The organism is Bacillus sp. SRI_025 (assembly GCF_057592095.1).
Map to the genome: position 1 here is coordinate 1 of NZ_JBYEGB010000010.1, position 21,521 is coordinate 21,521.

The window sequence follows — 21,521 nt, forward strand, 5'->3', positions numbered from 1 at the left end:
AGCAGGCTGGTTTATCGAAAACGTCTGGACACCGTTAAGCGGTACAGTCGTTACGGTAGCAACGACCATTTGGTCAAGCCTAGTCAATGCCTGGACGTGGATCCAAGAAACATTCAGTGCAGTTGCAGGGTGGTTTATCGAGAACGTTTGGACGCCGCTAAGCAGCACAGTTGTTACAGTCGCTACAGGGATTTGGACAGCATTATCAAATGCATGGAAAAAGATACAATCAATCTTTGGGGTTGTATCGACATGGTTTATGGAAAATGTGTGGAATCCTCTTGTAGATACGGTAGGAACCATTAAAGACAGTTTCGGGGAAAAGTTTGAAGAAGCGTATAAAGTCGTGACAGATATATGGGATGGATTATCCAAATGGTTTGAGGACAACATTCAAAAGCCGATTGTAAAAGTAGCAGAAGCTATTGGTGAGGGGTTTTCTAAAGCGTTTGGCTGGGTCAAAAAGATTTTTGATAAGGCTGGCGGTGGTATTGATTTTGTTTTGAAACATGTCTTTGGAGGCGCTGATAATAATGCCACAGGCGGCTATATCACCCAGCCAACCTTATCATGGGTCGGTGAAGCAGGTAACGAATTTGTCATTCCAACTCAAAATAACCGAGGACGCGGAAAGATGCTGCTGGCACAGGCAGCTTCTCAACTTGGAATGTCTGTTGTACCAAGCGGAGCGGCAGGAAATTCAGTGTCAAGCTCTCCAGCTCCTACAGCAGTAGCTGCATCATCTTCTGTCGGTTCAATAGACGGATCGGTCTCGGTGACGGGGGACATTCAAGCCTCCAGCATTGGCGAGCAATTTAATAACGATTTTGAACAGGGGTTAAATCGTAAAGTAATCTCCCTTGATCAATGGAAACAAAAGAATATTCAGCAGCCGTTTGGTCAATTGACATCAGACTCAGGAAAGTATGGTCAACAAACGGTTTCAGCTTTTGCAAATGGTCAGCAGATGACACCAACAGGTACAGCCAGCTTCTTGCAAAGTCGTGTAAAAACACCATACCAACAAGTAATGACAACATCACCAACTTGGGGCACTGGGACGGTGAGAGGTTTTGCAGCAGGTCAAAATGCTACATCAACTGGCACAAACTTATACGTAGATCAACATATCAAACAACCATTCCTGCAAGCAAAACAAGAATCACCAAGCTGGGGCTCAGGAATGATTGACGCCTTTAACAGCGGCATGCGTTCCAAAGGAAGCGAAGTCACGCAGGCGGCCAAAGAAATGGCGAAGAAAGTAGAACAGGCGTTTAGAGAGGAATTAGACATTCATTCCCCTTCACGCGTCATGATGAGTCTTGGGAAATTTGCATCAATTGGTGTCGTCAAAGGGCTCGACTCAGTTGATGTGAAAAAGTTTGCTGAAAATCAAGCTGGTTCATTAATCGGTGCCTTCAGCGGTATGGGAGCTTCAAATCTTAATGTGAAGCAATGGCTCATGGCGGCTATCATGGCAACTGGTACATCTATGAGCTGGCTTCCAGGTCTGATGACCATCGCGCAGAATGAGTCACATGGAGATCCGAGAGCGATCAACTTATGGGATTCCAATGCCAAAAAGGGAACACCTTCTAAAGGCTTAATGCAAACCATTGGAACGACGTTTAACGCCAATAAAGGCAAGGGCATGAATGACATTTGGAACCCAATTCATAATGCCGTAGCAGCCATTAACTACATTAAGGGCAGATATGGAACAGTCTTCAACACGCCGGGATTACGAAGTATGAGAAGAGGCGGTCCTTATAAAGGCTACGCAAATGGCGGACTGATTACTCAGGAGCAGGTTGCTAGAGTTGGTGAAGGAAACAAACGTGAATGGATTATTCCAGAAGAAAGAGGCATTCGAGGAAGGTATTTATTGACGCAGGCAGCCAAGGCGCTTGGGATGCAAGTATATGATCCATCAAATGCATCTGCTCCTTTACCAGAAGCACAGATGCAGCAAGTCACCTCAGCTCAGTCTGCTGGTAGTACAACATCGTCAGGTAATAAACAAATTACAATTCAATTCAATGGCGATCAGCATTTCCATAATGGACAAGATCAGCAATCGCTAGTCGAAAAAATTAAACAAATGCTTGTAGATGAACTGGAAGTAGAGCTTCATACAGGAACGAAGGGGGTCGTGATCGATGGGTAAATCAGTATATCAATTGTGGATTTCCCAAGGAAAGGACAAGTTGCGATTCCCTGTCCTTCCATCCGAACTCGAAATCACAAATAACGTACAAAATGAAACAGTGAAGGTTGCCTCTTTTGGAGAACTGACTTTTATTGACGTACCATCGGCGAAACAAGTATCATTCACCTCATTATTTCCTAAGAAATATTCGCCGATTGCTGAATATAAAGGCATTCCATCACCAGAGAATGCAATTGCGAAAATTGAACGAATGATGCGTTCTAAGAAATCCGTGCGATTGATTGTAACTGGGACAAAAATCAACATGACGTGCAGCATTGAAAGCTTCACCCACAAGGAAGGGTCATATGATATTGGAGATCGTGAATTTACGATCGAGTTAAAGGAATATAAAACTGCATCGCCTAGGAAAATCAAACGAAAGAAAAAAGCAAAACAAACGAAAAAGAAACGGCCTTCAAAAACACCACCAAAAATGTACACCGTCAAAAAAGGGGATACGCTATGGGCCATTTCTGGCAGGTTTTATGGCGACAGTACAAAATGGCGGCGTATTTGGAATGCCAATAAGTTAGCGATGATTAAACGTAGCAGACGTAATATTAAGCAGCCGGGGCATTGGATTTTCCCTGGACAAAGGTTAAAAATACCACAATAGGGGGGCTGGCATTGATCGAGCTTTTTGCCATCAGAAGCGGCACCATGTATGAGCTTGTCACAGAGAGTGTGACACTTCAGGGGCAAAGGTATCAAGCCCCTCGCTCAATTCAGGCGAATATTATCACAAAGCAAGGCAGTCAAACTTATTACCGTGTCTCGGAAGGGGACACGGTTCTTTTTAAATGGAAAGGAAAAGAGCTTTTTAGAGGCATCGTTTTTTCCCGGACACCTGTTGAAGGGAAGATGACTTTTACCGCATACGATATGCTTCAATATTTGGTGAAAAACCAAGATGTCTATGTTTTTTCAAATCAAAGAGCAGATCAAATCTTAAGGCGGATTGGAGCTGACTTTCAAATTCCAATGACCTCAATCGCCAATACAGGACATGTCATCAAATCACTAGTCTTTAAAAATGATACGAGCCTGTATGACATGATATTGAAAGCATTGAAAGAAACGAAGCGGCAGACGGGAAGAAACTATCAAATCTATTCTGCTAAAGGCAAGATGGGGCTGAGAGCCTGGCCTGATCCAGAGGACGTATGGGTCATTGAATCAGGCGTCAATCTCATCAGCTATCAATACAGCACCTCGATTGAAGAGACAGCCACTCGTGTTAAGATGCGTACGTCTGCTGATGAACAGGGGAAGAATAAGAAAAAAGGCAGTAAATCCGAGATTGTTGTGGTCGAACAGGATAAAGCCGGTCAGAATAAATACGGTATTTTACAGCATGTTGAGACAGTCACGGGGCAAATTAACCAGCCGCAGCTGCAAAAGAGAGCAAAAGTACGGCTGGCAGAGAAAAAAGGCGTCAAACAAGAAGTCAAAAGCATCCAAGCGCTAGGAATTCCTGAGCTGCAAAGCGGTCTCCCAATCTATTTGAAAATTCCTGAAATCAACGTAAAAAAAACTTACTGGATCGATCAAGACAAACATGAATTCAGTGGGGTGAAACACACCATGACAATTGATGTTGTTGAGAAAAATTCAATGCCAAAGGGTGATCAAGCGTGAGATTAAGTGAAGCGATTAAACGATTGGCAGTGAATGCAGTAGACGCAGAATCTCCAATCGATCTTGTCATTGGAGAAGTCACGGCAGTTTCCCCGCTGAGCATCCGATTAAATGAGAATCATAAGCTGACCATTCCAGAAGAATTACTGATTTGGCCGAAGCGCTTAAATAAGGGTGAGGATGATGAGCTGAAAAGAGGAGACAGTATTATGGTGCTTGCAATGGCAGGAGGGCAGTCCTTTTACATCATCGACAAATTGTAAGGGAGGTGATGAACGTGGCACTTTCACCAGAGGAAGAAATCGAGGAAATAGAAGAAGATGAAGAGGTCGAAACCTCGACGACGTATCGAATAAATTTTGAAACTGGCAGACTGACAGGCGAAACCATTTCAGGTATTGAAGCAATCCGGCAATTTATTTATATGACACTTAGGACAGAGCGATATGCACATCCTATCTACAGCCACGACATTGGCACAGAAATTCAGGAGCTGTTGACGGATACAGAAGCCACGGATGAATACAAAGAAATGGAGATTCCAAGGCTGCTAGAGGAGGCACTGCTCGTTGACGAGCGGATTGATCATATTGAAGAGTTAGAGGTCACAAAGCAAAATGACTCGTTTCATGTCAAATTAGCTATTGTCACAGATGAGGGAACATTAGAAATAGAGGAGGTGATGGAGGGCGATGTTTGAGGAACAGACGTACGAAGCATTAATGGAAAGAATGCTGGACAGACTGCCAGATGATATAGATAAAAGAGAAAACAGCGTGATTTGGAATGCCTTGGCACCTGCTGCTGCTGAACTGGCCCAATCCTATATTTGGCTTGATCAAGTGTTTGAGCTGGTCTTTGCAGATACAGCACAAGGAGAGTTTCTAGATCGGCGGGCTGCTGAAGTAGGAATTGAAAGAAAACCAGCCACTAAAGCGGTTTGGTCAGCGGCCATTCAGCCAGAAAATATCAATATTCCAGCTGGCTCACGTTTCTTTATTGAAGACGTTTATTTTCAATATTCGAAGGATGGCACGCTAGAATGCGAGACACCTGGTAAAGCAGGCAATGTTCAATTAACAGAACAGCCTCTGCTGTCACTTGATACAATTCCAGGACTTGAATCGATTACGATGAAAGAACTGGTCATACCTGGTCAAGAGGAGGAAGATGACGCTTCATTATACGATCGATATTTAATACGTGCGAGGCGAGAGGCTGTCAGTGCCAACAGGGCGCATTATAAAAAATGGGCTGAGGAAGTAGCCGGTGTTGGCAGAGCGAAAGTGTTCCCGCTTTGGAACGGAGAAGGGACGGTCAAAATTGTTATCACAGATGGCAATCTAGATGTTGCATCAGACCTTCTTGTCAAAAGGGTACAGGAATATATCGACCCAGTGCCAGGTGAAGGTGAAGGACAAGCGCCTATCGGTTCAAAAGCAACCGTTGAAAGCGCCAAATGGCTGGATATCGACATAGAAGTGGCTGTCGAACTTCAAATGGACTGGACCCTTGAAGGAGCTCAGAAAGAAATAGAAGAAAAGGTCAAGACGTTGTTGAAATCAATCGCATTTGAAAAGAGTACCATTCGAATGTCCGCCTTAAATGATATTTTGTATCATTCAGAAAGTGTGTCAGATTATGCAGATGTGTTATTGAATGGCGAGTCGAAAAACTTAGTATTACAGGACATTGAGATTCCGCGTCTTAGGCAGGTGAAGGTTATTGAGCAAACAGGATGAAATGAAAAACTATTTGCCGCCATATTTTACAGAAATTTATGAAGTGGATCACCTGCTCAAGACAGAGGCACCGGAATTTGAGCAATTGGACGAATCCATTTTCGATTTAACGGATCAGTTCTTTCCTTTAACAGCGACATGGGGATTGAATAGATGGGAAAGGATGCTGAAGGTGCAGCGGGAATCAGATGATTCAATTGAACTGCGCAGGGCACGCTTACTCAATATGATGTCTAATATTCCGCCAATCACGTATCTTTCATTAGAGAAATCAGTGAATCGCTTTCTCAAGAATCCAAGTGCTGTCATCCGTCTCACAACCAATCGTTATCACTTCGCCTTACGTGTGAACCTTGATGATCTGCAAAACACGAGATATATTGTAGAAATTCTTGAAACGTTAAAGCCTGCTCACTTGGCTTATACGTTCACGGCTTTTCATCATACCGACGTACATGAAAAAAATGATCATCACGTGAGGCTCACACTGCGCAGCAGGGTGGGTTTTTTCGATCATATCCCGATTTTACTCAATGGTGAATTTGTCTTAAATGGTACGTTTTATCTCAGTGGAACACGAGGTACAACGGATGTGCCTGCTCGTTTTCGACATTCATTAAACATGAGAATGCGGCTTCAACATCAGTCAGAAACAGCACATCGCATGAACTATGTCATGACTGGAGCGGTACATGAAACGAAGCAAGGAACGGCATTGACTTTACGCACAAGAAATCAGCTTCAGCATCAAACCAAAAAGAAGATGACATTCCGTCTGCCAGTACATGTCCAAACTGAGCAGGGTGGCAGCTTACTGATCAAGGATCATTACTGGATTCTTGATGGATCTGTTCCGTTGGACGGATCAAAAATGCTCGCAGCAACTTCTAAAAAAATAGATTTATAAGGAGGATCACAATGGCTGATCAATTAACCGTAACAACACTGTATGCACGTCAACAAATGGCAAAGGCAAGAGCAGAAGGAACAAAACTCACAAAAGTCGTCAAAATGGCATTTGGAAATGGGGGAACGAAGGATGGAAAACCGATCTCACTAGACGGCACGGAACAAAAACTCAAAAAAGAACTAGTCCAAAAAAATATTGATTCATTTACCTTCATGGAACCAGCAAAAATCCGCTACACCTGCACGATCGCCGAAGGAGAACTGGCAGGAGAAGTGATCAACGAACTAGCACTTGTCGACGAAGACGGCAAATTCACCGCCATCCGCACCATGACAGACAAACAAAAAGATGGCGACATCGAATTCGTTTTTGAGATTGATGATATTTATTAATGGAGGGGAAATGAAGTGGACATAAAATCACCTTTACCGTTTGAAACCACTGACAAAGCCCATGCCAACTTGTTTAACCAGATGGTCGACACACTTGTAGAGAATGATCATGCGCTGAGTAAACAAATTGCAGGGATCACAAATGAAAGCTTTTTCAAGCTAACAGGGGATCAAGCCATTCAAGATGCGACAATCAGCGGCGAGGAATATCCAATAGGGATTACATTCATGGATATTGGTCAAGCCAATGATACGGGATACCCTACAAGATTCGGCTTTGTGAAAAATGAAAAATATAGTAACTTTCGATTTATTCAATATTACTATGGGACTGGAAACGAAGCAGGAAGTTATTTTGATAGCACAGGTACGTGGTGTCGTCACTGGTGGACTGGTTCGGGTTGGACCGACTGGCATAAGCTCTCTGGGTTCTGTCATGCCAATATAGGTACAACTGGGAAGCAGTTATTAACCAAAGGAGAGTATCAAAAAGTTCTTTTTAATCGAAAAATAAAAGACAGTCATAACAATTTTGATATCAAAAATAATCGCTTCATCTGTCCTGAAAACGGAATGTATTCAGTGAATGCAGGTGTGTATATTGAAAGCTTTCAACGGTATGCAAACTTTGAATTATCGATCTATTTAAATGGAAAAAGATATAAAAATATTTCACATCAAAGACAAAGTCCGACAAGCCCATCTGATACGTTGAGTTTTAGTATGGGACTTTATGGTTCTGCCAATGTACCGGCTAATAAAGGGGATTATTTAGAAATTTATATGTATGCAGGATATGACGGAGACGTTAGTCGTTATATATCAGATAACTCAGGCTGGTACAACTATTTTGACATTACAGAAGTAGGCGGCCGAAATTTCCCGAGAGTATAGGAGGGTTCTGATGATTTTATATGAAGCTATTAAGTATAAATACCCTGATGCGGATCCGCAAAAGGATTTTGAACTGAGAAATGACGGCGACGGTTCATATATAAGTGAGTGGTATCTTGATGTGCCCAAACCAACAGAAGAAGAATTGAAAAAATGGTGGGAGGAATCACAAGACAATCCAAGGTATCAACCACCGCTCCCGCTAGATTATCTAGCGCAAGAAGTAGCAAAAGAAAAACTGATGAGAAAACAGCTTGAACATCAATGTGATCTTCTATCAAACGAACTAAAGACGCTAAAAAATGAGATCCTTTTCATTAAAGGAGAGAGTGATAGATGAGTTATTGGGTAATGGCATTATATTTCAAATGGGTAACACCTGGATTGGTCAAACAGGCAATTGAACTAGGTGATTGTTCAATGGAAGATCTAAATGAAGGATACGAGCAAAGGGTGCTCACGTTAGAGCAGCTGCAAGAGATTGAACCAAATTTCAAGGCAAGGGAGTGAATACCGAATGGAAATAAAAGAACCAAAAGCTTTTGAAGTGAATGATAAAGCGCATGCAGACCTGTTTAATGACATGGTCAAAGTACTACTTGAAAATGATAATGGACTATTAGAGCATCTCTTAAAACATTTAAAGGATGGGGGTGTACACGCATCTGAAACAGAAAAGAAAAAATGGAATGATTCCCAGAGTTATAAGATCACGGCTGATAGTGGAAGACAGCTTATCAATGTGTCAGCCGGGGAAAGCATATTTGATGCGATAAAAGACAAAGGAACATGTACATTTTATGCAGCTGCTGGCGTTGAGGATTCACCTGCCTTACCGAATGTATCAATAAGAGGACTGCAGACAGTAGGGCAAGAAAATATTGGCTCTGGCTTTGCGATTGATATGTCAGGTAATGCTTATTTCTTCTATTATGATGCTGGACATACATCGATTACATGGACAAAGCTGCCTACAGATAGCGATAGGGCCAGATGGGATAACGGTCAATTAGTAAAAATCACACAAGATAATGGAAAGCCCATTTATCATGGATTTGCTAGCGAAACAGACTATAACACCCTCACTCAGACAGGAATGTACCTCATTTATAACCAAGGTATAAACGGTCCATCATCCTTTAATCGAGTGTTTTTGTTGGTCATGAGTTATGGCACTACATTAGTGCAAATAGCATATGAATCTGTATATGGGAAGAACACATACTTTAGAGTTCTTAAACACAATGCAGAATCATGGACACCATGGGAGAAGCAAATCACACTATCAGATTTATTGGAAGGTTCGTGGGAAACGCCTAAAGAGATTAAAAGCAATTGGAAGGAATATGACCCTATTAATTTGCCAGTAAAATATCGCAAGAATCTTCTAGGTGAAGTTGAGATAGTAGGAGCTGTAAAAGGTGGGACATTAGGAAATAATGCAGTGTTTAATTTGCCTGAAGAATATCGGCCGAAACAGGCAATGCATTTTGTAGGAGTCGCTTCAAGTATAGGGACTCCAGGAGTCCCGCAATTCCATCGTACATTAATAGATAAAGAGGGTAATGTATGTGTGCAATCATCTTCAAATAACGCCAATCCTACTGAGTTTATTACATTTGGTTTTAAGTTCAGCACAAGATGAAGCTAACAAAACCAATATTTAGAGCTGAAATATAAAAGGAGAATGATCATGGAAATAAAGACACCTCGCTCTTTTAAAGTCAGTGACAAAGCCCATGCAGATCTGTTTAATGACATGATCAAGGTTATTCTTGAAAATGATGTTGGACTATTGGATCAAATCAATCAACACAAAAATGATGCTACATCTCATGCATCTGTAACAGAAAAGCAGAAATGGAATCAATCTCAGTTATATAAAATGACAAATGATAATGGGGCCCAGTTGGTGAATATCCCTGCTGGTGGCAGCATTTATAACGGGATTAAATCGTTAGGTGCTTGCTCGTTCTATGCTCCGGGAGGTTCTGGAGTAGTCGATTCTCCTGCTATAGGTAATGCTGCATTAAGAGGCTTTCAGCTTGTAGGTCAAAATAATATTGGCGTAGGAATCGCGATTGACACATCAGGCAATGCATTTTGTTTTTCCTATCATGTGAATGACGTCGGAATTAACTGGCTCCAATTGCCGTCACAAAATGAAAAAAACAAATGGGACGCAGGACAACTATCTAAAATCACTGCTGACGATGGAAAAGCTTATGAAAGAATTAATGCAAACGATCCTAGTATTTTAGATAAACTTATCAAATTACCGGGCGTGCATTCTTGGTATATTCATGAAGCACACCCCGATCTGCCTACAAAAAGCTCTATGAGGGCTTTATCAGTCTTTAGTGAAAATACCTATGGCTGGATCATTGGGGCGAATAATACAGGCGATGTATACATCAATCGATCGACGACAGATGTTACCGGTACTCAGCAAGAATGGAGCGGCTGGAAGAGGTTGAACGAGCACCCATTATTGAGAGCAAATGGAAATAGAATGCTGATACCTACTGGTACAGATATACTCACTCTGCCCTCTGGTTTTTATTATGTCTCTGGAACGAATGCAATAAATATGCCATCAACGACCGATGCTTCTTGGTTTAATGTAGATATTTTAGAAACGGGAAATAACCGTAAAACATTTCATGTGAGTCGAAGCTATGATAACAGCCATTGGTATGGAACTACTCATACAGATGGAATCTTCAGGGGCTGGAAACAGCTAGTGACAAATGCTGAGTTTGAAAATGTCACGTGGCTTAGTGTTACCTTAGACAAAAGTTCATCTATAGGGGATAGACCGGTTGAATATGTGAAATGGGGAAATTTGTTGTTGCTTAGAGGTCATCTAAAAGCAAATAGAGAAATCATCTGTGGACGGATTCCAGCCGAAGGTTTACCAGAGAAAGGTCTTGTGGTGTCAGTTCCCGTATCAGGTACGACCGGTCATAGTAAATTACTTATATATAATACAGGAGAGCTAAAGCTAACTGGTTTACTCGCAGCGAATGAAAGTGCGGTAACTGGCTACTATTTAGACACGGTCGTCCCATTAAATTAAGGAAGTGATAGTATGATACAAGTCTATGAATACAATTATCAATATGAATTGGTCAGACCTATAGAAGTGTTTGAGAGGGATGATGCAGGAAATTATATCATTCCAGATCAATGTACAACAATTGCACCACCCAATAATCCTTCTTTTTATAAAGCTGCATTTGATGTGGAAAAACAACAATGGTATGAATCAGCGACACAGGAGTATATAGATAGCCTAAAACCAGCCCCACTCCCGCCAAGTGATATAGAACTTTTAAAGAAACAAAACGCTTTATTATCAAAACAATTAACGCAGCTATTTGCTATTTTTAAAGGAGCTGAATCAGAATGATGTTTCCAACTGTAGCAGATATCAAACAATTTTGGGATTGGCAGTGTTACGGCCCAGAGGACATTGCATTTTATGTAAGCATCGGCTGGATCTCGGCAGAAGACTATCAAGAGATAACAGGAGACAAATACGAAGCCTAATGGCTTTATTTTTTTGCCGGAAAGAAGGTGATTCCAATGGAAGTAGATGTCGTACAAAACTTAATGACACAAGGCCCATTTGCCGTTCTCTTTTGCTGGATTCTGTTTTATGTTCTCAACACAACGAAGGAACGAGAAAATAAGCTCAATGCACAAATCGAGGCACAAAATGAAGTGTTAGCCAAGTTTAGTGAAAAGTATGACGTCGTGATCGACAAACTCGACAAAATAGAACGAAATTTAAAATAGGAGGAAAGATCATGAAAACATCCGACAAAGGCACTGTGATTCGCACAGTGCTTCTTTTTATTGCTCTGATCAATCAAACGCTTGTCATGTTTGGACAGACGGTGCTGCCGATTAGTGAGGAGCAAGTACAAACCGCAGGTGAAGCACTTTATGTGGCAGGTTCTACGATTTTTACTATGGTCACAGCGGTTATCGCTTGGTTTAAAAACAATTATGTGACCTACAAAGGCCAATTACAAAAAGATGCTCTGAAACAAAGAGGACTAACAAAATAATACTTGAAGGAGAAACGACATGGTGAAAGTCATTCAAGCATTGATCCCAAAACAACATCGCAACAGACCAGGAAACACGATGAAGCCGCTCTATATTACAGTGCATAATACGTCAAATAGTGCAAAAGGTGCTAATGCGGCCAGTCATGCAGCGTTTGTTGCACGTTCAAGTACCGGTGTCAGCTGGCATTACACTGTTGATGATCAGGTGATTTATCAGCATTTACCGTTAAACGAAAACGGCTGGCACGCAGGGGATGGCAGAGGCACCGGCAATATGAAGTCAATTGGAATTGAAATTTGTGAAAATGCAGACGGTAACTTTGAACAAGCAGTCGAAAATGCCCAATGGCTCATTCGCAAGCTGATAGGAGATTTGGGGATTCCTTTATCAAATGTAGTGCCTCATAAACATTGGAGTGGGAAAGAGTGTCCAAGGAAACTTCTCGGACGATGGGATCAGTTTAAAGCTGGCATAGCCACAGCGCATACCGGCAGCAAAAGCACAAGAAAACCAGTTCAGGTAGAAAGCTTGAGCCACAAAGCACCTGTTTCCAAACAGAAATCGTCAAATCTGCCATCTGGCATTTTAAAAGTAACCAAGCCCTTAACAAAAGGCCCTCAAGTCACTGCCGTGCAAAAAGCCTTATCTTCCCTCTATTTTTACCCAGACAAAGGGGCAAAAAACAACGGGATTGATGGCTATTATGGACCGAAAACGGCAAATGCGGTCAAGCGGTTCCAGCTCATGAATGGCTTAACAGCAGACGGAATTTACGGACCGAAGACGAAGAACAAAATCGAACAATTGCTGAAGAAGTGATGATCTATAAAAAGTGCTATCAGCAAGTGAGGAAATGCTTCCTTGCTGATAGCTAACAAAAAATGACATCATGTGTGATACAATCAACCAAATCACTATCATGAGAGGAGAGAAAAATGAAAAAAGAACTGTTCCAGATCATCATGCTGTCAGTGCTACTCATCTATTTCATTTATCACGGAATGACGAGCGATTTTCCTGTGTCCTATACAATCATTCTCATCTTAACTTATCTTTCTGTGATTACATACCGCATCATAAATTGATTAAGAATACGAAAAAACAAAGAACAAGCATAAGAGATATGTACATAAAAAAAACCATCCTTGATTTCTCAAGAATGGTTTTTCGTATGGAGCATAGCGGGATCGAACCGCTGACCTCTACGCTGCCAGCGTAGCGCTCTCCCAGCTGAGCTAATGCCCCGAGGTATGACGACATAATTTATTATAATCAATCCTCCTGTGAAATTCAAGCTGTAAAACGTAAACACAACGTCTATTTTTCCTTCTGCTCAATTGGAATATAATCAAAAATTTCACCAGAATGAACAGAATGGGCTAATCGTCTCAACCAGTCATAATAGGCTTTTGAGCTTTCAAGCTGCTCAATGAGCTGCTGCGCTTCTTCTCTTACATGTTCCTGCAGCTGATCATCATGCGCCACCTCTTGAAGCTGCACTTGCGCTTCTTCGATTGCCGTTAAATTGACCTCGACCTCTCTTTCCCATTTTTGCGGAAAAAAGTTTGTGAAAAACTTAAAAAAGTCTTTTTCAGCAACAAAGCTGTGTTTTCTTCGGCCTCTGTGAAACGTCTTTTTGACAATATTCATGTCTTGCAGCTTTTTCACACCCGTACTCATACTCGGCTTACTCATTTGCAGCTCTTCACGCATTTCATCGAGTGTCATTTCCTCGTTTAAATACATCGTCCCATATAGAATACCTGCACTTCGTGTAATGCCATAGAGATCCATCGTTTCAGCTATGGAATCAATGACTAGATCTTTAGCAGCTAAAATACGATCTTCTGCTTGCGGCTGTTCCTGCTTTTTCATTTTGTCCCTGCTTTCTATTAAGAGAATTCAATCCGTTCAAAAAAATCTTTATGGACTATATGTTAACGAAAGAATACAAAAAGTCAAAATAAATGAAACATATCTCCCCTTTGACAGAAAAATTTGAACATGATAAGTTAATTATGTTCAAAACGTTAAATTTTTATTTAACAAACTTACCAAAGAGAATCAGAGGAGGTTCCTTCTATGAGTCAAACACTATTTATAGACGGACAATGGGTTGGCGCTAAAAGTACCGACACGCGGGATATCATCAATCCGTTCAATCAAGAAGTGATCGCGACAGTCAGCGAAGGATCTAGAAATGACGCGCAGCTAGCCATTAAAGCAGCGAGAAAAGCCTTCGATCAAGGGGGCTGGGCAAATCTTCCTGGACTTGAAAGAGGAAATATTGTGTTTAAGATAGCTGAATTGATTAGACGTGATCTTGATGAACTAGCCAAATTGGAATCACTTGATACAGGCAAAACTTTAGAGGAAAGCAAGGCAGATATGGATGATATTGCGAACGTGTTCCAATATTACGCAGGACTGGCTGATAAAGATGGCGGGGAAATCATTGCATCGCCAATTCCAAACTCGAAAAGTGAATTAATCAGAGAGCCTGTCGGTGTATGCGGACAAATCACTCCTTGGAACTATCCATTGCTTCAAGCAAGCTGGAAAATCGCGCCGGCTCTTGCGGCGGGAAATACAATTGTTTTAAAGCCAAGTGAAATCACACCACTCACCACAATTAAAGTATTTAAACTCATGGAAGAAGCGGGCGTTCCGGCAGGCGTTGCAAACCTAGTGCTTGGACCTGGGGCAACGGTTGGAGATGAGCTTGCTGTGAATGATCAAGTAGATCTGATTTCATTTACAGGCGGTATTGATACAGGGAAGAAAATTATGCAGGGAGCCAGCGGTAATGTGAAAAAAATAGCCCTTGAGCTTGGCGGAAAGAATCCAAATATTGTGTTTCAAGATGCTGATTTAGACGTAGCGGTTGACCAGGCAATGAATGCTGTGTTTTTCCATGCAGGGCAAGTGTGTTCAGCAGGGTCACGTTTGCTGGTGGAAGAATCCATTCATGATGAATTTTTAGAAGAACTGGTGAAGCGTACGAAAAAAATCAAGCTAGGCAACGGCTTTGATGAAGACACCCAGAGCGGGCCGCTCATCTCAGCTGAGCATCGAGAAAAAGTAGAAAAATACGTCAGCATCGGTTTAGAAGAAGGCGCTAAGTTAGAGACAGGTGGAAAAAGACCTGACGCAGAGGAGCTGCAAAATGGGTTCTTCTACTTGCCGACCATTTTCTCAGGCTGCACGTCAGATATGCGGATTGTGCAAGAAGAAGTCTTTGGACCTGTCCTGACAGTCGAATCCTTCCATACAGAGGAAGAAGTCATCAAGCTGGCAAATGATACGATTTATGGATTAGCAGGAGCTGTGTGGTCTTCTGATATCAGCAAAGCCGAAAGAGTGGCTCGGCAATTAAGATTAGGCACGGTTTGGATCAATGATTTCCATCCTTATTTTGCTCAAGCACCTTGGGGTGGCTATAAGCAATCAGGCATTGGGCGTGAATTAGGACGCACGGGACTTGAGGAATATACCGAGCTGAAGCATTTATATCGAAATACAAAACCTGAAGCAGTTCATTGGTTTAAATAAAAATTACGCATTTGGAGGAGATTCTATATGACACTAAATATGAAAATTGAAAGCATGCAGAAATTCCATACATTTGAAATTCCGACTGTCATCAAACACGGCATTGGTGCAGTGAAACATGTCGGGGAAGAAGTAAAAGCATACGGCGTTTCAAAGGTATTGCTTGTAACAGACCCCGGCATTTATCAAGCGGGCGTGGTGGACCCCGTCATTGCTTCATTAAAAGAAGCGCAAATTGATGTTGTTCTATTTAATAAAGTAGAGCCAAATCCGCCAGTCCGTCTAGTGAACGAAGGATCTGCTTTATATGAAAAAGAAGGCTGTAATGGATTAGTCGCAGTAGGCGGCGGCAGCTCAATGGATACAGCCAAGGCAATTGGAGTAGAGGCGACTCATGAAGGCTCAGTTCTTGATTACGAAGCGGCAGAGGGGAAAAAACCGCTTGAAAACAGAATCCCGCCTTTAACCACTATTCCGACAACAGCTGGTACAGGTTCAGAAGTGACGCAATGGGCAGTCATTACTGATGAAGAAAGAGAATTCAAATTCAATACAGGTGGTCCTCTTATTGCAGCTCATCTTACAGTGATTGACCCAGAGCTTCATGTATCCATGCCGCCTCATGTGACAGCAATGACTGGAATTGACGCGCTTGCTCACGCGATTGAATGCTATACGATGAAATTTGCTCAGCCGATTACAGATGCGGTAGCACTCATGGCCATTGAATATGCAGCTCATTATATTCGCCGTGCCTTTGCTGATGGTGAGGACTTGGAAGCCAGATATGGAATGGCACAAGCTGCGATGCTTGCCGGGCTTTCTTATGGAAGTGAATCAGCTGGCGCTGCACATGCGATGAGCCAAACACTCGGAGGCATTATTCCTGTCGCGCACGGTCAGTGTGTTGCAGCGATGATGGGACCAGTGATGGAATATAACTGGAAAGGGTATCCGGAAAAATTCGCACGAATTGCGCAAGCGTTTGGGGTTGATACAAGCAGAATGACAACAGAGGAAGCAGCCAAAGCAGCCGTGAACTGGATGTATGATTTAGTAGAAGATTTAGAAATTCCTTCATTAGAAGAACAAGGTGTATCAAAAGATATGATTGACCGTTTATCTAAAGAAGCGATGAAAGATCCGCAAACAGTTGGAAACCCAAGAGATCTAAACGAAAAAGCGTACAAATGGATTTATGCGCGCTGCTTTGAGTTAACACCTAAAACAGTGTAACAATGAAAAAAGGCTCCCTAAAGGGAGTCCTTTTTATGTTTTATAGTTGTTCTTTAATTTCTTTGATTTGATGAATATGGCGTTTTTCATGTGCGCCGATAAAATCAAGATATTGCTTAAGGGATAGCTCTTTAAACACAGGGTGTGCAATGACGCGTTTGAAATCTTCCTCAGTAAATGTTGATAAAATTTGATTGAGCTGCTCACGAGCTGTATCGAGCTCATCCTTTAAATGTGTAGGTGTCACATGCTTGTGCTCAGGCGCAACAATACTAGGCGCAGTGGCTTTTTTCGAACGATCCTCTGCCATTTCCACCGGCTTTGGTTCATATTCTTTGATCGGTGCTTTTTTCCCCTCAGCAGCTAGATGTTTTGCTGCAACTAGGTCCATTTTCTTTAAATGATCTGCTACCTCTTGAATACTCCAAGTATCATCAGATAATTTTTGGTTCAATTGTTCTTCGCTCAAACCTTGCAGCTCGTGCCACAATTCTTGTCTTGCTTCATGTAATAAACTCATTTTCTTCATCACCTCAAGATCAAATTTTAACATAAGGGTACATGACAATCATTCTTGAGCTATCCGAAAATCCCCTTGAAGAATTGTGATGAAATATGAAACCTTTACAAAAGTGGTTCGTATTACCTGTTACAAGGAATACATTGGAGGTGAGTATGATCTAAATGAAACAACAGATGTTCATTTCATGAAGAAAGGGTGAGGAAGATGGATGTGTTTGGGCTGCCTCTTCAGACGCTGTATTTATACATATTGATGATATCAGGAATCCTGACACTTGTTTTCGTCTTTTTCGGCGATGTATTTGATGGATGGTTTGAAGCGATCCCTGTTCCATTCCTTCAACCAACATTGATCCTCGCATTTCTTACCTTTTTCTCGGCTGGAGGGTTTATCTCTGAAAAAACAGCAATTGTAGGAAGTGGACTTGGCGCAGTATTATCTGCCATCCTCGCAGTGATCCTTGTGACCTGTTTGAATGTATTTGTATTAGTCCCGCTTTCCTCTGCTGAAGAATCTCTCTCTTATACGGAGGCCGATTTAAAAGGAAGAACTGGGGAGATCATTGTATCTGTTCCAAAAGACGGGTTTGGAGAAGTGCTGTTAATCAGTAACAGCGGGAAAATCTCAAAGCCAGCTGTCAGCTTCGACAAAGAGGAGATTCCATATGGAACCCGTGTGCTAGTTGTCGAAGTGAACAAAGGCGTCTTATCTGTTATACCAAATGAAGAAATCTAGGAGGGAATGCTATGCCAGGAACAACTATTTTAGTGATCATTGGAATTGTGCTTGTCATTCTTATTGCACTTATTGGTGTATTTGTTTCTAAATACCGGACAGCAGGTCCAGATGAAGCATTAATCGTGACAGGAAGTTATCTAGGAAGTAAAAATGTCCACGTGGACGAAGGTGGAAACAAGATTAAGATTGTAAGAGGCGGCGGTACCTTTGTCCTTCCAGTCTTTCAACAAGCAGAGCCGCTCAGCTTACTATCTAGCAAGCTAGATGTTTCAACCCCTGAAGTCTATACCGAACAAGGTGTACCGGTCATGGCGGATGGAACGGCCATCATAAAAATTGGTGGATCGATTGAAGAAATTGCTACTGCTGCAGAGCAATTTTTAGGTAAAACAAAAGAAGATCGTGAAAACGAAGCGAGAGAAGTATTAGAAGGTCACCTTCGTTCCATCTTAGGGTCAATGACAGTTGAAGAGATTTATAAAAACAGAGAAAAATTTTCACAAGAAGTACAACGCGTTGCTTCTCAAGATTTAGCGAAAATGGGTCTAGTCATTGTCTCGTTTACGATCAAAGATGTTCGTGATAAAAATGGCTATTTAGAATCTCTAGGTAAACCAAGAATTGCACAAGTAAAACGCGATGCAGATATTGCAACGGCTGAAGCAGATAAAGAAACACGGATCAAACGTGCCGAAGCAGATAAAGATGCGAAGAAATCAGAGCTTGAGCGTGCTACTGAAATCGCTGAAGCAGAAAAGATTAATGAATTGAAAAGAGCAGAATTCAGACGTGAACAGGATACAGCGAAAGCAAGTGCTGACCAAGCGTACGATTTAGAAACCGCTCGTAACCGTCAGCACGTAACTGAACAAGAAATGCAAGTCAAAATCATTGAGCGTCAGAAACAAATTGAATTAGAAGAAAAAGAGATTCAGCGTCGTGAACGTCAATATGATTCTGAAGTGAAAAAGAAAGCAGATGCGGACCGTTATGCTGTTGAGCAGTCGGCTGCGGCAGAAAAAGCAAAACGTCTTGCTGAAGCAGATGCGAAGAAATACAGCATTGAAGCAATGGCAAAAGCAGAAGCTGAGAAAGTTCGTATTGACGGGCTTGCCAAAGCGGAAGCGGATCGTGCGAAAGGGGAAACAGAAGCAGAAGTCATTAGACTAAAAGGACTTGCAGAAGCCGAAGCGAAAGAGAAAATTGCGGAAGCATTCGAACAGTATGGTCAGGCAGCGATTCTTGATATGATTGTCAAAATGCTTCCTGAATATGCGAAGCAAGTATCTGCACCACTTTCTAACATTGATAAAATTACTGTTGTGGATACAGGCGGTAACGGTGAAGGCAGCGGTGCCAATAAAGTTACAGGCTATGCCACAAATCTCATGTCTAGTCTTCAAGAGAGTCTGAAAGCATCCTCTGGAATTGATGTGAAAGAAATTATTGAGAACTTTTCTGGCAAAGGCAATGTGAAGCAAAGCATTCAAGAACTGACAAATGAAATCAAACAACCAAGAAAAATCGAAAAAGCTGATGATCAAATAGAACAATAAAATCAAAAGACACCTTCCACCAGAAGGTGTCACTTTTTTATAGAAGAAGATTTAACCATTGAAAGATGTGCTGACAAAACGCTAGTCATTGAATTCTATGTAATAGAAATTTATCATAATGAAGATAAGGTGGAAAAAGCTAAAAGGAGTGGAGCGGATGAAGGTGAGACATGCTGTACATCAAGATATTCCAAAAATCGCCGAGATTCATGTGAAAAGCTGGCAGACGACTTATCAAGGGATTATTTCGCAGGAGTATTTAGATGGTTTAACCATTGAAGATCGGGAAGAGAGCTGGAGAAGAAGGCCGCTTAAAGGCACGTTTGTCGCGGAAGATGAGGATGGCGTTTTTGGTTTTGCTTCTTTCGGAAAACAACGTGACGAACGTTATTCTACATATGATGGAGAGCTATATGCCATCTATTTATTACAACAGAAACAGAAATCAGGGGCGGGTATTGCTTTAATTGCTAAAGGTGTCGAGTATTTAATTGAAAAAGGATATCAGAAGTTGATGCTATGGGTGTTTGAACAAAATTCGGCGAAACAATTTTATCAAAAGCTTCAACCTAGTTTTGTCGTTACCAGCCAGTTCGAGCTGGCTGGCGAGAACCATAATGAAATAGGGTATGGATGGGAGCTGTCTAGATTGAATAACCATGTAAAACGAATTAAATCGTCAGCTTCCAGTAATAATGAGAGAAAAAAGTGAAAAGTACAGCAAGCAACATGTAAGAAATAAACGGTGAAGCTTCTACTTTTCCTTTCACGCCTGCTATTTTTAAAGCTTCATAGAAGCCTGCCAAAAAATAAGCAAGACTGAGAATATAACAGCAGAGCATAATGGAGTAAGGGCTCATTGTCGTACCTCCAGCATGAAATCTTCTATTATTAATAGATTCCATAGAGCAGCAAATTATGCATAAAAAAATAACCAGCTGTCATCAGCCGGTTATTTTTGATGAGGAAAAACCAAACGGGATGCACTTGGAATGAGTATACAAAGAACAATACTGCAAATAATAAATGAAGGAACCATATATGTGCTGTTATAAATTAAAGAGTAGACCCATCCTGGTGTTCCTTTCGGTGCATATTGAGAAAAGAAAACGACGCCAGAAATAAAGAACGTCAGCAGCCTGAAGAAACTAGCAACAAAAACAGCTAAGGTAATATAGAAAAATTGCTGCTTTCGCTTTTGATCCTGAATGGCTTTTTTGATCAATCCAGAAAACAAGCCGCTTAAAGAAATGACAACAGATGCAACGAAGTAATCGAGGAATCCTTGAACAGGTGTAGCGATGATCGGGCTATTCATCAGCTGAAGACCTGCGATTAACACACCGATGATAAATCCGGTAGATATCCCCCATCTAATAGACATAAGAATGACGGGAATCATAATCAGAGCAAGAGATCCGCCATTCGGCATTCTTAAAAAGAGACCTGATAAGTAATCTAATACAAGTGCAAGTGAAGTCATAATCGCGATTTCCATCAGTCGTACCAATTGATTTGATTGCTGCATAAAAAAATCTCCTTTTTCATGAATTGAGCAAGGAGAGACCGTGTAAGGATGAGTATGTTATTCATAGAAAAACATATCGATTTGAATACACCATGTATCCAAGTGATTCCACATTCCTACTTCAGTATTAACTGACAGGTTCAAAGGGTCAGAACAACGAATGTTCACTCTCAGCACAAAGCTCCCCCTGCGGTTATTTAGTTTCAATCTATTATAAATATACTAAAGACATGAAGGATCAACAATAGACAATTCCCGAGATGAGCAGCATTTGTATCAATATATAGGAAGAGATAAGGAAAAATAAATTATTTAGAAAAAATACTTGTTTCTTCTTTCAAAAGGTGTTATATTTGTATTCGCCGCTGAAACAGCGCGGTTGATAAATAACATTAAGAAAAAAGTTGTTGACTTTATCTTGATAGAATGTTATATTAATAAAGTCGCCTCTGAGAGACGACGAAAATGATCTTTGAAAACTAAACAAGACAAAACGTACCTGTTAATTCGAGTTTTTATA

The 21,521-nt window shown here is 41.4% G+C and carries 27 protein-coding genes, 1 tRNA gene and 1 riboswitch; of the genes, 24 read left to right on the plus strand and 4 right to left on the minus strand.

All coding sequences use genetic code 11. The features are described from left to right. The 19 genes from AC20OE_RS18465 to AC20OE_RS18555 form a co-directional block, all read left to right on the plus strand. Positions 1-2,167 (plus strand): transglycosylase SLT domain-containing protein (locus AC20OE_RS18465; protein WP_487269074.1); only part of this gene is annotated, 2,167 nt, incomplete at its 5' end. Continuing rightward, on the plus strand, positions 2,160-2,828 hold the full coding sequence (locus AC20OE_RS18470) for a LysM peptidoglycan-binding domain-containing protein (RefSeq protein WP_058838044.1): 669 nt from the start codon (positions 2,160-2,162) through the stop codon (positions 2,826-2,828). The genes AC20OE_RS18465 and AC20OE_RS18470, both read left to right, overlap by 8 nt. Positions 2,829-2,839: 11 nt before the next feature. Beyond that, positions 2,840-3,850 (plus strand): XkdQ/YqbQ family protein, encoded by a 1,011-nt coding sequence (locus AC20OE_RS18475; RefSeq protein ID WP_099663584.1) that lies wholly within the window; start codon positions 2,840-2,842, stop codon positions 3,848-3,850. Next, on the plus strand, positions 3,847-4,113 hold the full coding sequence (locus AC20OE_RS18480) for a DUF2577 family protein (protein ID WP_099663585.1): 267 nt from the start codon (positions 3,847-3,849) through the stop codon (positions 4,111-4,113). Before AC20OE_RS18475 ends, AC20OE_RS18480 begins: the two co-directional genes overlap by 4 nt. Before the next feature lie 14 nt (positions 4,114-4,127). Then, the gene (locus AC20OE_RS18485) at positions 4,128-4,550 is read left to right on the plus strand and encodes a DUF2634 domain-containing protein (RefSeq protein WP_099663586.1); all 423 of its coding nucleotides are present in this window, start codon (positions 4,128-4,130) and stop codon (positions 4,548-4,550) included. Then, positions 4,543-5,592: a baseplate J/gp47 family protein gene (locus AC20OE_RS18490; RefSeq protein ID WP_099663587.1), complete on the plus strand. Its 1,050-nt coding sequence runs from the start codon at positions 4,543-4,545 to the stop codon at positions 5,590-5,592. The genes AC20OE_RS18485 and AC20OE_RS18490 overlap by 8 nt, the downstream gene beginning before the upstream one ends. Further along, the gene (locus tag AC20OE_RS18495; RefSeq protein WP_099663588.1) at positions 5,576-6,499 is read left to right on the plus strand and encodes a YmfQ family protein; all 924 of its coding nucleotides are present in this window, start codon (positions 5,576-5,578) and stop codon (positions 6,497-6,499) included. Before AC20OE_RS18490 ends, AC20OE_RS18495 begins: the two co-directional genes overlap by 17 nt. Positions 6,500-6,510: 11 nt before the next feature. Beyond that, positions 6,511-6,894: a phage tail-collar fiber domain-containing protein gene (locus AC20OE_RS18500; RefSeq protein ID WP_024423249.1), complete on the plus strand. Its 384-nt coding sequence runs from the start codon at positions 6,511-6,513 to the stop codon at positions 6,892-6,894. Between the two features lie 15 nt (positions 6,895-6,909). Then, entirely contained in the window at positions 6,910-7,788 is an 879-nt protein-coding gene (locus AC20OE_RS18505; protein ID WP_099663589.1) for a hypothetical protein, read from the plus strand. A gap of 10 nt (positions 7,789-7,798) precedes the next feature. After that, positions 7,799-8,128, plus strand: a complete 330-nt coding sequence (locus tag AC20OE_RS18510; RefSeq protein ID WP_099663590.1) for an XkdW family protein — start codon at positions 7,799-7,801, stop codon at positions 8,126-8,128. Continuing rightward, on the plus strand, positions 8,125-8,298 hold the full coding sequence (locus AC20OE_RS18515) for an XkdX family protein (RefSeq protein ID WP_099663591.1): 174 nt from the start codon (positions 8,125-8,127) through the stop codon (positions 8,296-8,298). The genes AC20OE_RS18510 and AC20OE_RS18515 overlap by 4 nt, the downstream gene beginning before the upstream one ends. 7 nt (positions 8,299-8,305) lie before the next feature. Next, entirely contained in the window at positions 8,306-9,433 is a 1,128-nt protein-coding gene (locus AC20OE_RS18520) for a pyocin knob domain-containing protein (protein WP_099663592.1), read from the plus strand. 48 nt (positions 9,434-9,481) lie between these two features. After that, positions 9,482-10,867: a hypothetical protein gene (locus AC20OE_RS18525; RefSeq protein WP_099663593.1), complete on the plus strand. Its 1,386-nt coding sequence runs from the start codon at positions 9,482-9,484 to the stop codon at positions 10,865-10,867. 12 nt (positions 10,868-10,879) lie between these two features. After that, positions 10,880-11,200: a hypothetical protein gene (locus AC20OE_RS18530; protein ID WP_048237241.1), complete on the plus strand. Its 321-nt coding sequence runs from the start codon at positions 10,880-10,882 to the stop codon at positions 11,198-11,200. Further along, positions 11,197-11,340 carry an XkdX family protein gene (locus AC20OE_RS18535; RefSeq protein WP_180272434.1) on the plus strand — a complete coding sequence of 48 codons (144 nt, stop codon included), beginning with the start codon at positions 11,197-11,199 and terminating at the stop codon, positions 11,338-11,340. The genes AC20OE_RS18530 and AC20OE_RS18535 overlap by 4 nt, the downstream gene beginning before the upstream one ends. A 36-nt stretch (positions 11,341-11,376) precedes the next feature. Next, entirely contained in the window at positions 11,377-11,589 is a 213-nt protein-coding gene (locus tag AC20OE_RS18540; RefSeq protein WP_012011023.1) for a BhlA/UviB family holin-like peptide, read from the plus strand. A gap of 11 nt (positions 11,590-11,600) precedes the next feature. Then, positions 11,601-11,864: a phage holin gene (locus AC20OE_RS18545; protein ID WP_048237237.1), complete on the plus strand. Its 264-nt coding sequence runs from the start codon at positions 11,601-11,603 to the stop codon at positions 11,862-11,864. Positions 11,865-11,883: 19 nt separating this feature from the next. Next, positions 11,884-12,687 (plus strand): peptidoglycan recognition protein family protein, encoded by an 804-nt coding sequence (locus AC20OE_RS18550; RefSeq protein ID WP_487269075.1) that lies wholly within the window; start codon positions 11,884-11,886, stop codon positions 12,685-12,687. Positions 12,688-12,803: 116 nt separating this feature from the next. Beyond that, on the plus strand, positions 12,804-12,953 hold the full coding sequence (locus AC20OE_RS18555) for a hypothetical protein (protein ID WP_268475168.1): 150 nt from the start codon (positions 12,804-12,806) through the stop codon (positions 12,951-12,953). Positions 12,954-13,040: 87 nt separating this feature from the next. Here AC20OE_RS18555 and AC20OE_RS18560 read toward each other — a convergent pair. Together AC20OE_RS18560 and gbsR are read right to left on the minus strand one after the other, a co-directional pair. Continuing rightward, positions 13,041-13,113: transfer RNA gene (locus AC20OE_RS18560), tRNA-Ala, on the minus strand. Between the two features lie 72 nt (positions 13,114-13,185). Beyond that, positions 13,186-13,743, minus strand: coding sequence for a transcriptional regulator GbsR (gbsR, locus tag AC20OE_RS18565; RefSeq protein ID WP_212044591.1), 558 nt, complete (start codon positions 13,741-13,743; stop codon positions 13,186-13,188). A 207-nt stretch (positions 13,744-13,950) separates the two neighbouring features. On the opposite strand from gbsR, the gene betB reads away from it, so the two are divergent. Together betB and gbsB are read left to right on the plus strand one after the other, a co-directional pair. Next, positions 13,951-15,420: a betaine-aldehyde dehydrogenase gene (gene betB / locus AC20OE_RS18570; RefSeq protein WP_099663598.1), complete on the plus strand. Its 1,470-nt coding sequence runs from the start codon at positions 13,951-13,953 to the stop codon at positions 15,418-15,420. A 27-nt stretch (positions 15,421-15,447) separates the two neighbouring features. Next, a complete protein-coding gene (gbsB, locus tag AC20OE_RS18575) occupies positions 15,448-16,656 on the plus strand; it encodes a choline dehydrogenase (RefSeq protein ID WP_039180944.1) in 1,209 nt (402 codons plus the stop codon). Positions 16,657-16,696: 40 nt separating this feature from the next. Here gbsB and AC20OE_RS18580 read toward each other — a convergent pair whose 3' ends face one another. Further along, a complete protein-coding gene (locus tag AC20OE_RS18580) occupies positions 16,697-17,176 on the minus strand; it encodes a DinB family protein (RefSeq protein WP_180272435.1) in 480 nt (159 codons plus the stop codon). A gap of 207 nt (positions 17,177-17,383) precedes the next feature. Between AC20OE_RS18580 and AC20OE_RS18585 the strand changes: the two genes are divergently transcribed. The 3 genes from AC20OE_RS18585 (at position 17,384) to AC20OE_RS18595 (ending at position 20,185) form a co-directional block, all read left to right on the plus strand. Next, positions 17,384-17,914: an NfeD family membrane protein gene (locus AC20OE_RS18585; RefSeq protein WP_059376341.1), complete on the plus strand. Its 531-nt coding sequence runs from the start codon at positions 17,384-17,386 to the stop codon at positions 17,912-17,914. An 11-nt stretch (positions 17,915-17,925) separates the two neighbouring features. After that, positions 17,926-19,473, plus strand: coding sequence for a flotillin lipid rafts scaffold protein FloT (gene floT, locus AC20OE_RS18590; RefSeq protein WP_039180936.1), 1,548 nt, complete (start codon positions 17,926-17,928; stop codon positions 19,471-19,473). Positions 19,474-19,630: 157 nt separating this feature from the next. Next, positions 19,631-20,185: an N-acetyltransferase family protein gene (locus tag AC20OE_RS18595; protein ID WP_487269076.1), complete on the plus strand. Its 555-nt coding sequence runs from the start codon at positions 19,631-19,633 to the stop codon at positions 20,183-20,185. A gap of 240 nt (positions 20,186-20,425) precedes the next feature. Here AC20OE_RS18595 and thiT read toward each other — a convergent pair whose 3' ends face one another. Next, a complete protein-coding gene (gene thiT / locus AC20OE_RS18600) occupies positions 20,426-21,001 on the minus strand; it encodes an energy-coupled thiamine transporter ThiT (RefSeq protein ID WP_039180928.1) in 576 nt (191 codons plus the stop codon). 96 nt (positions 21,002-21,097) lie between these two features. Next, positions 21,098-21,199, minus strand: a riboswitch (TPP riboswitch). Between the last annotated feature and the right edge of the window lie 322 nt (positions 21,200-21,521).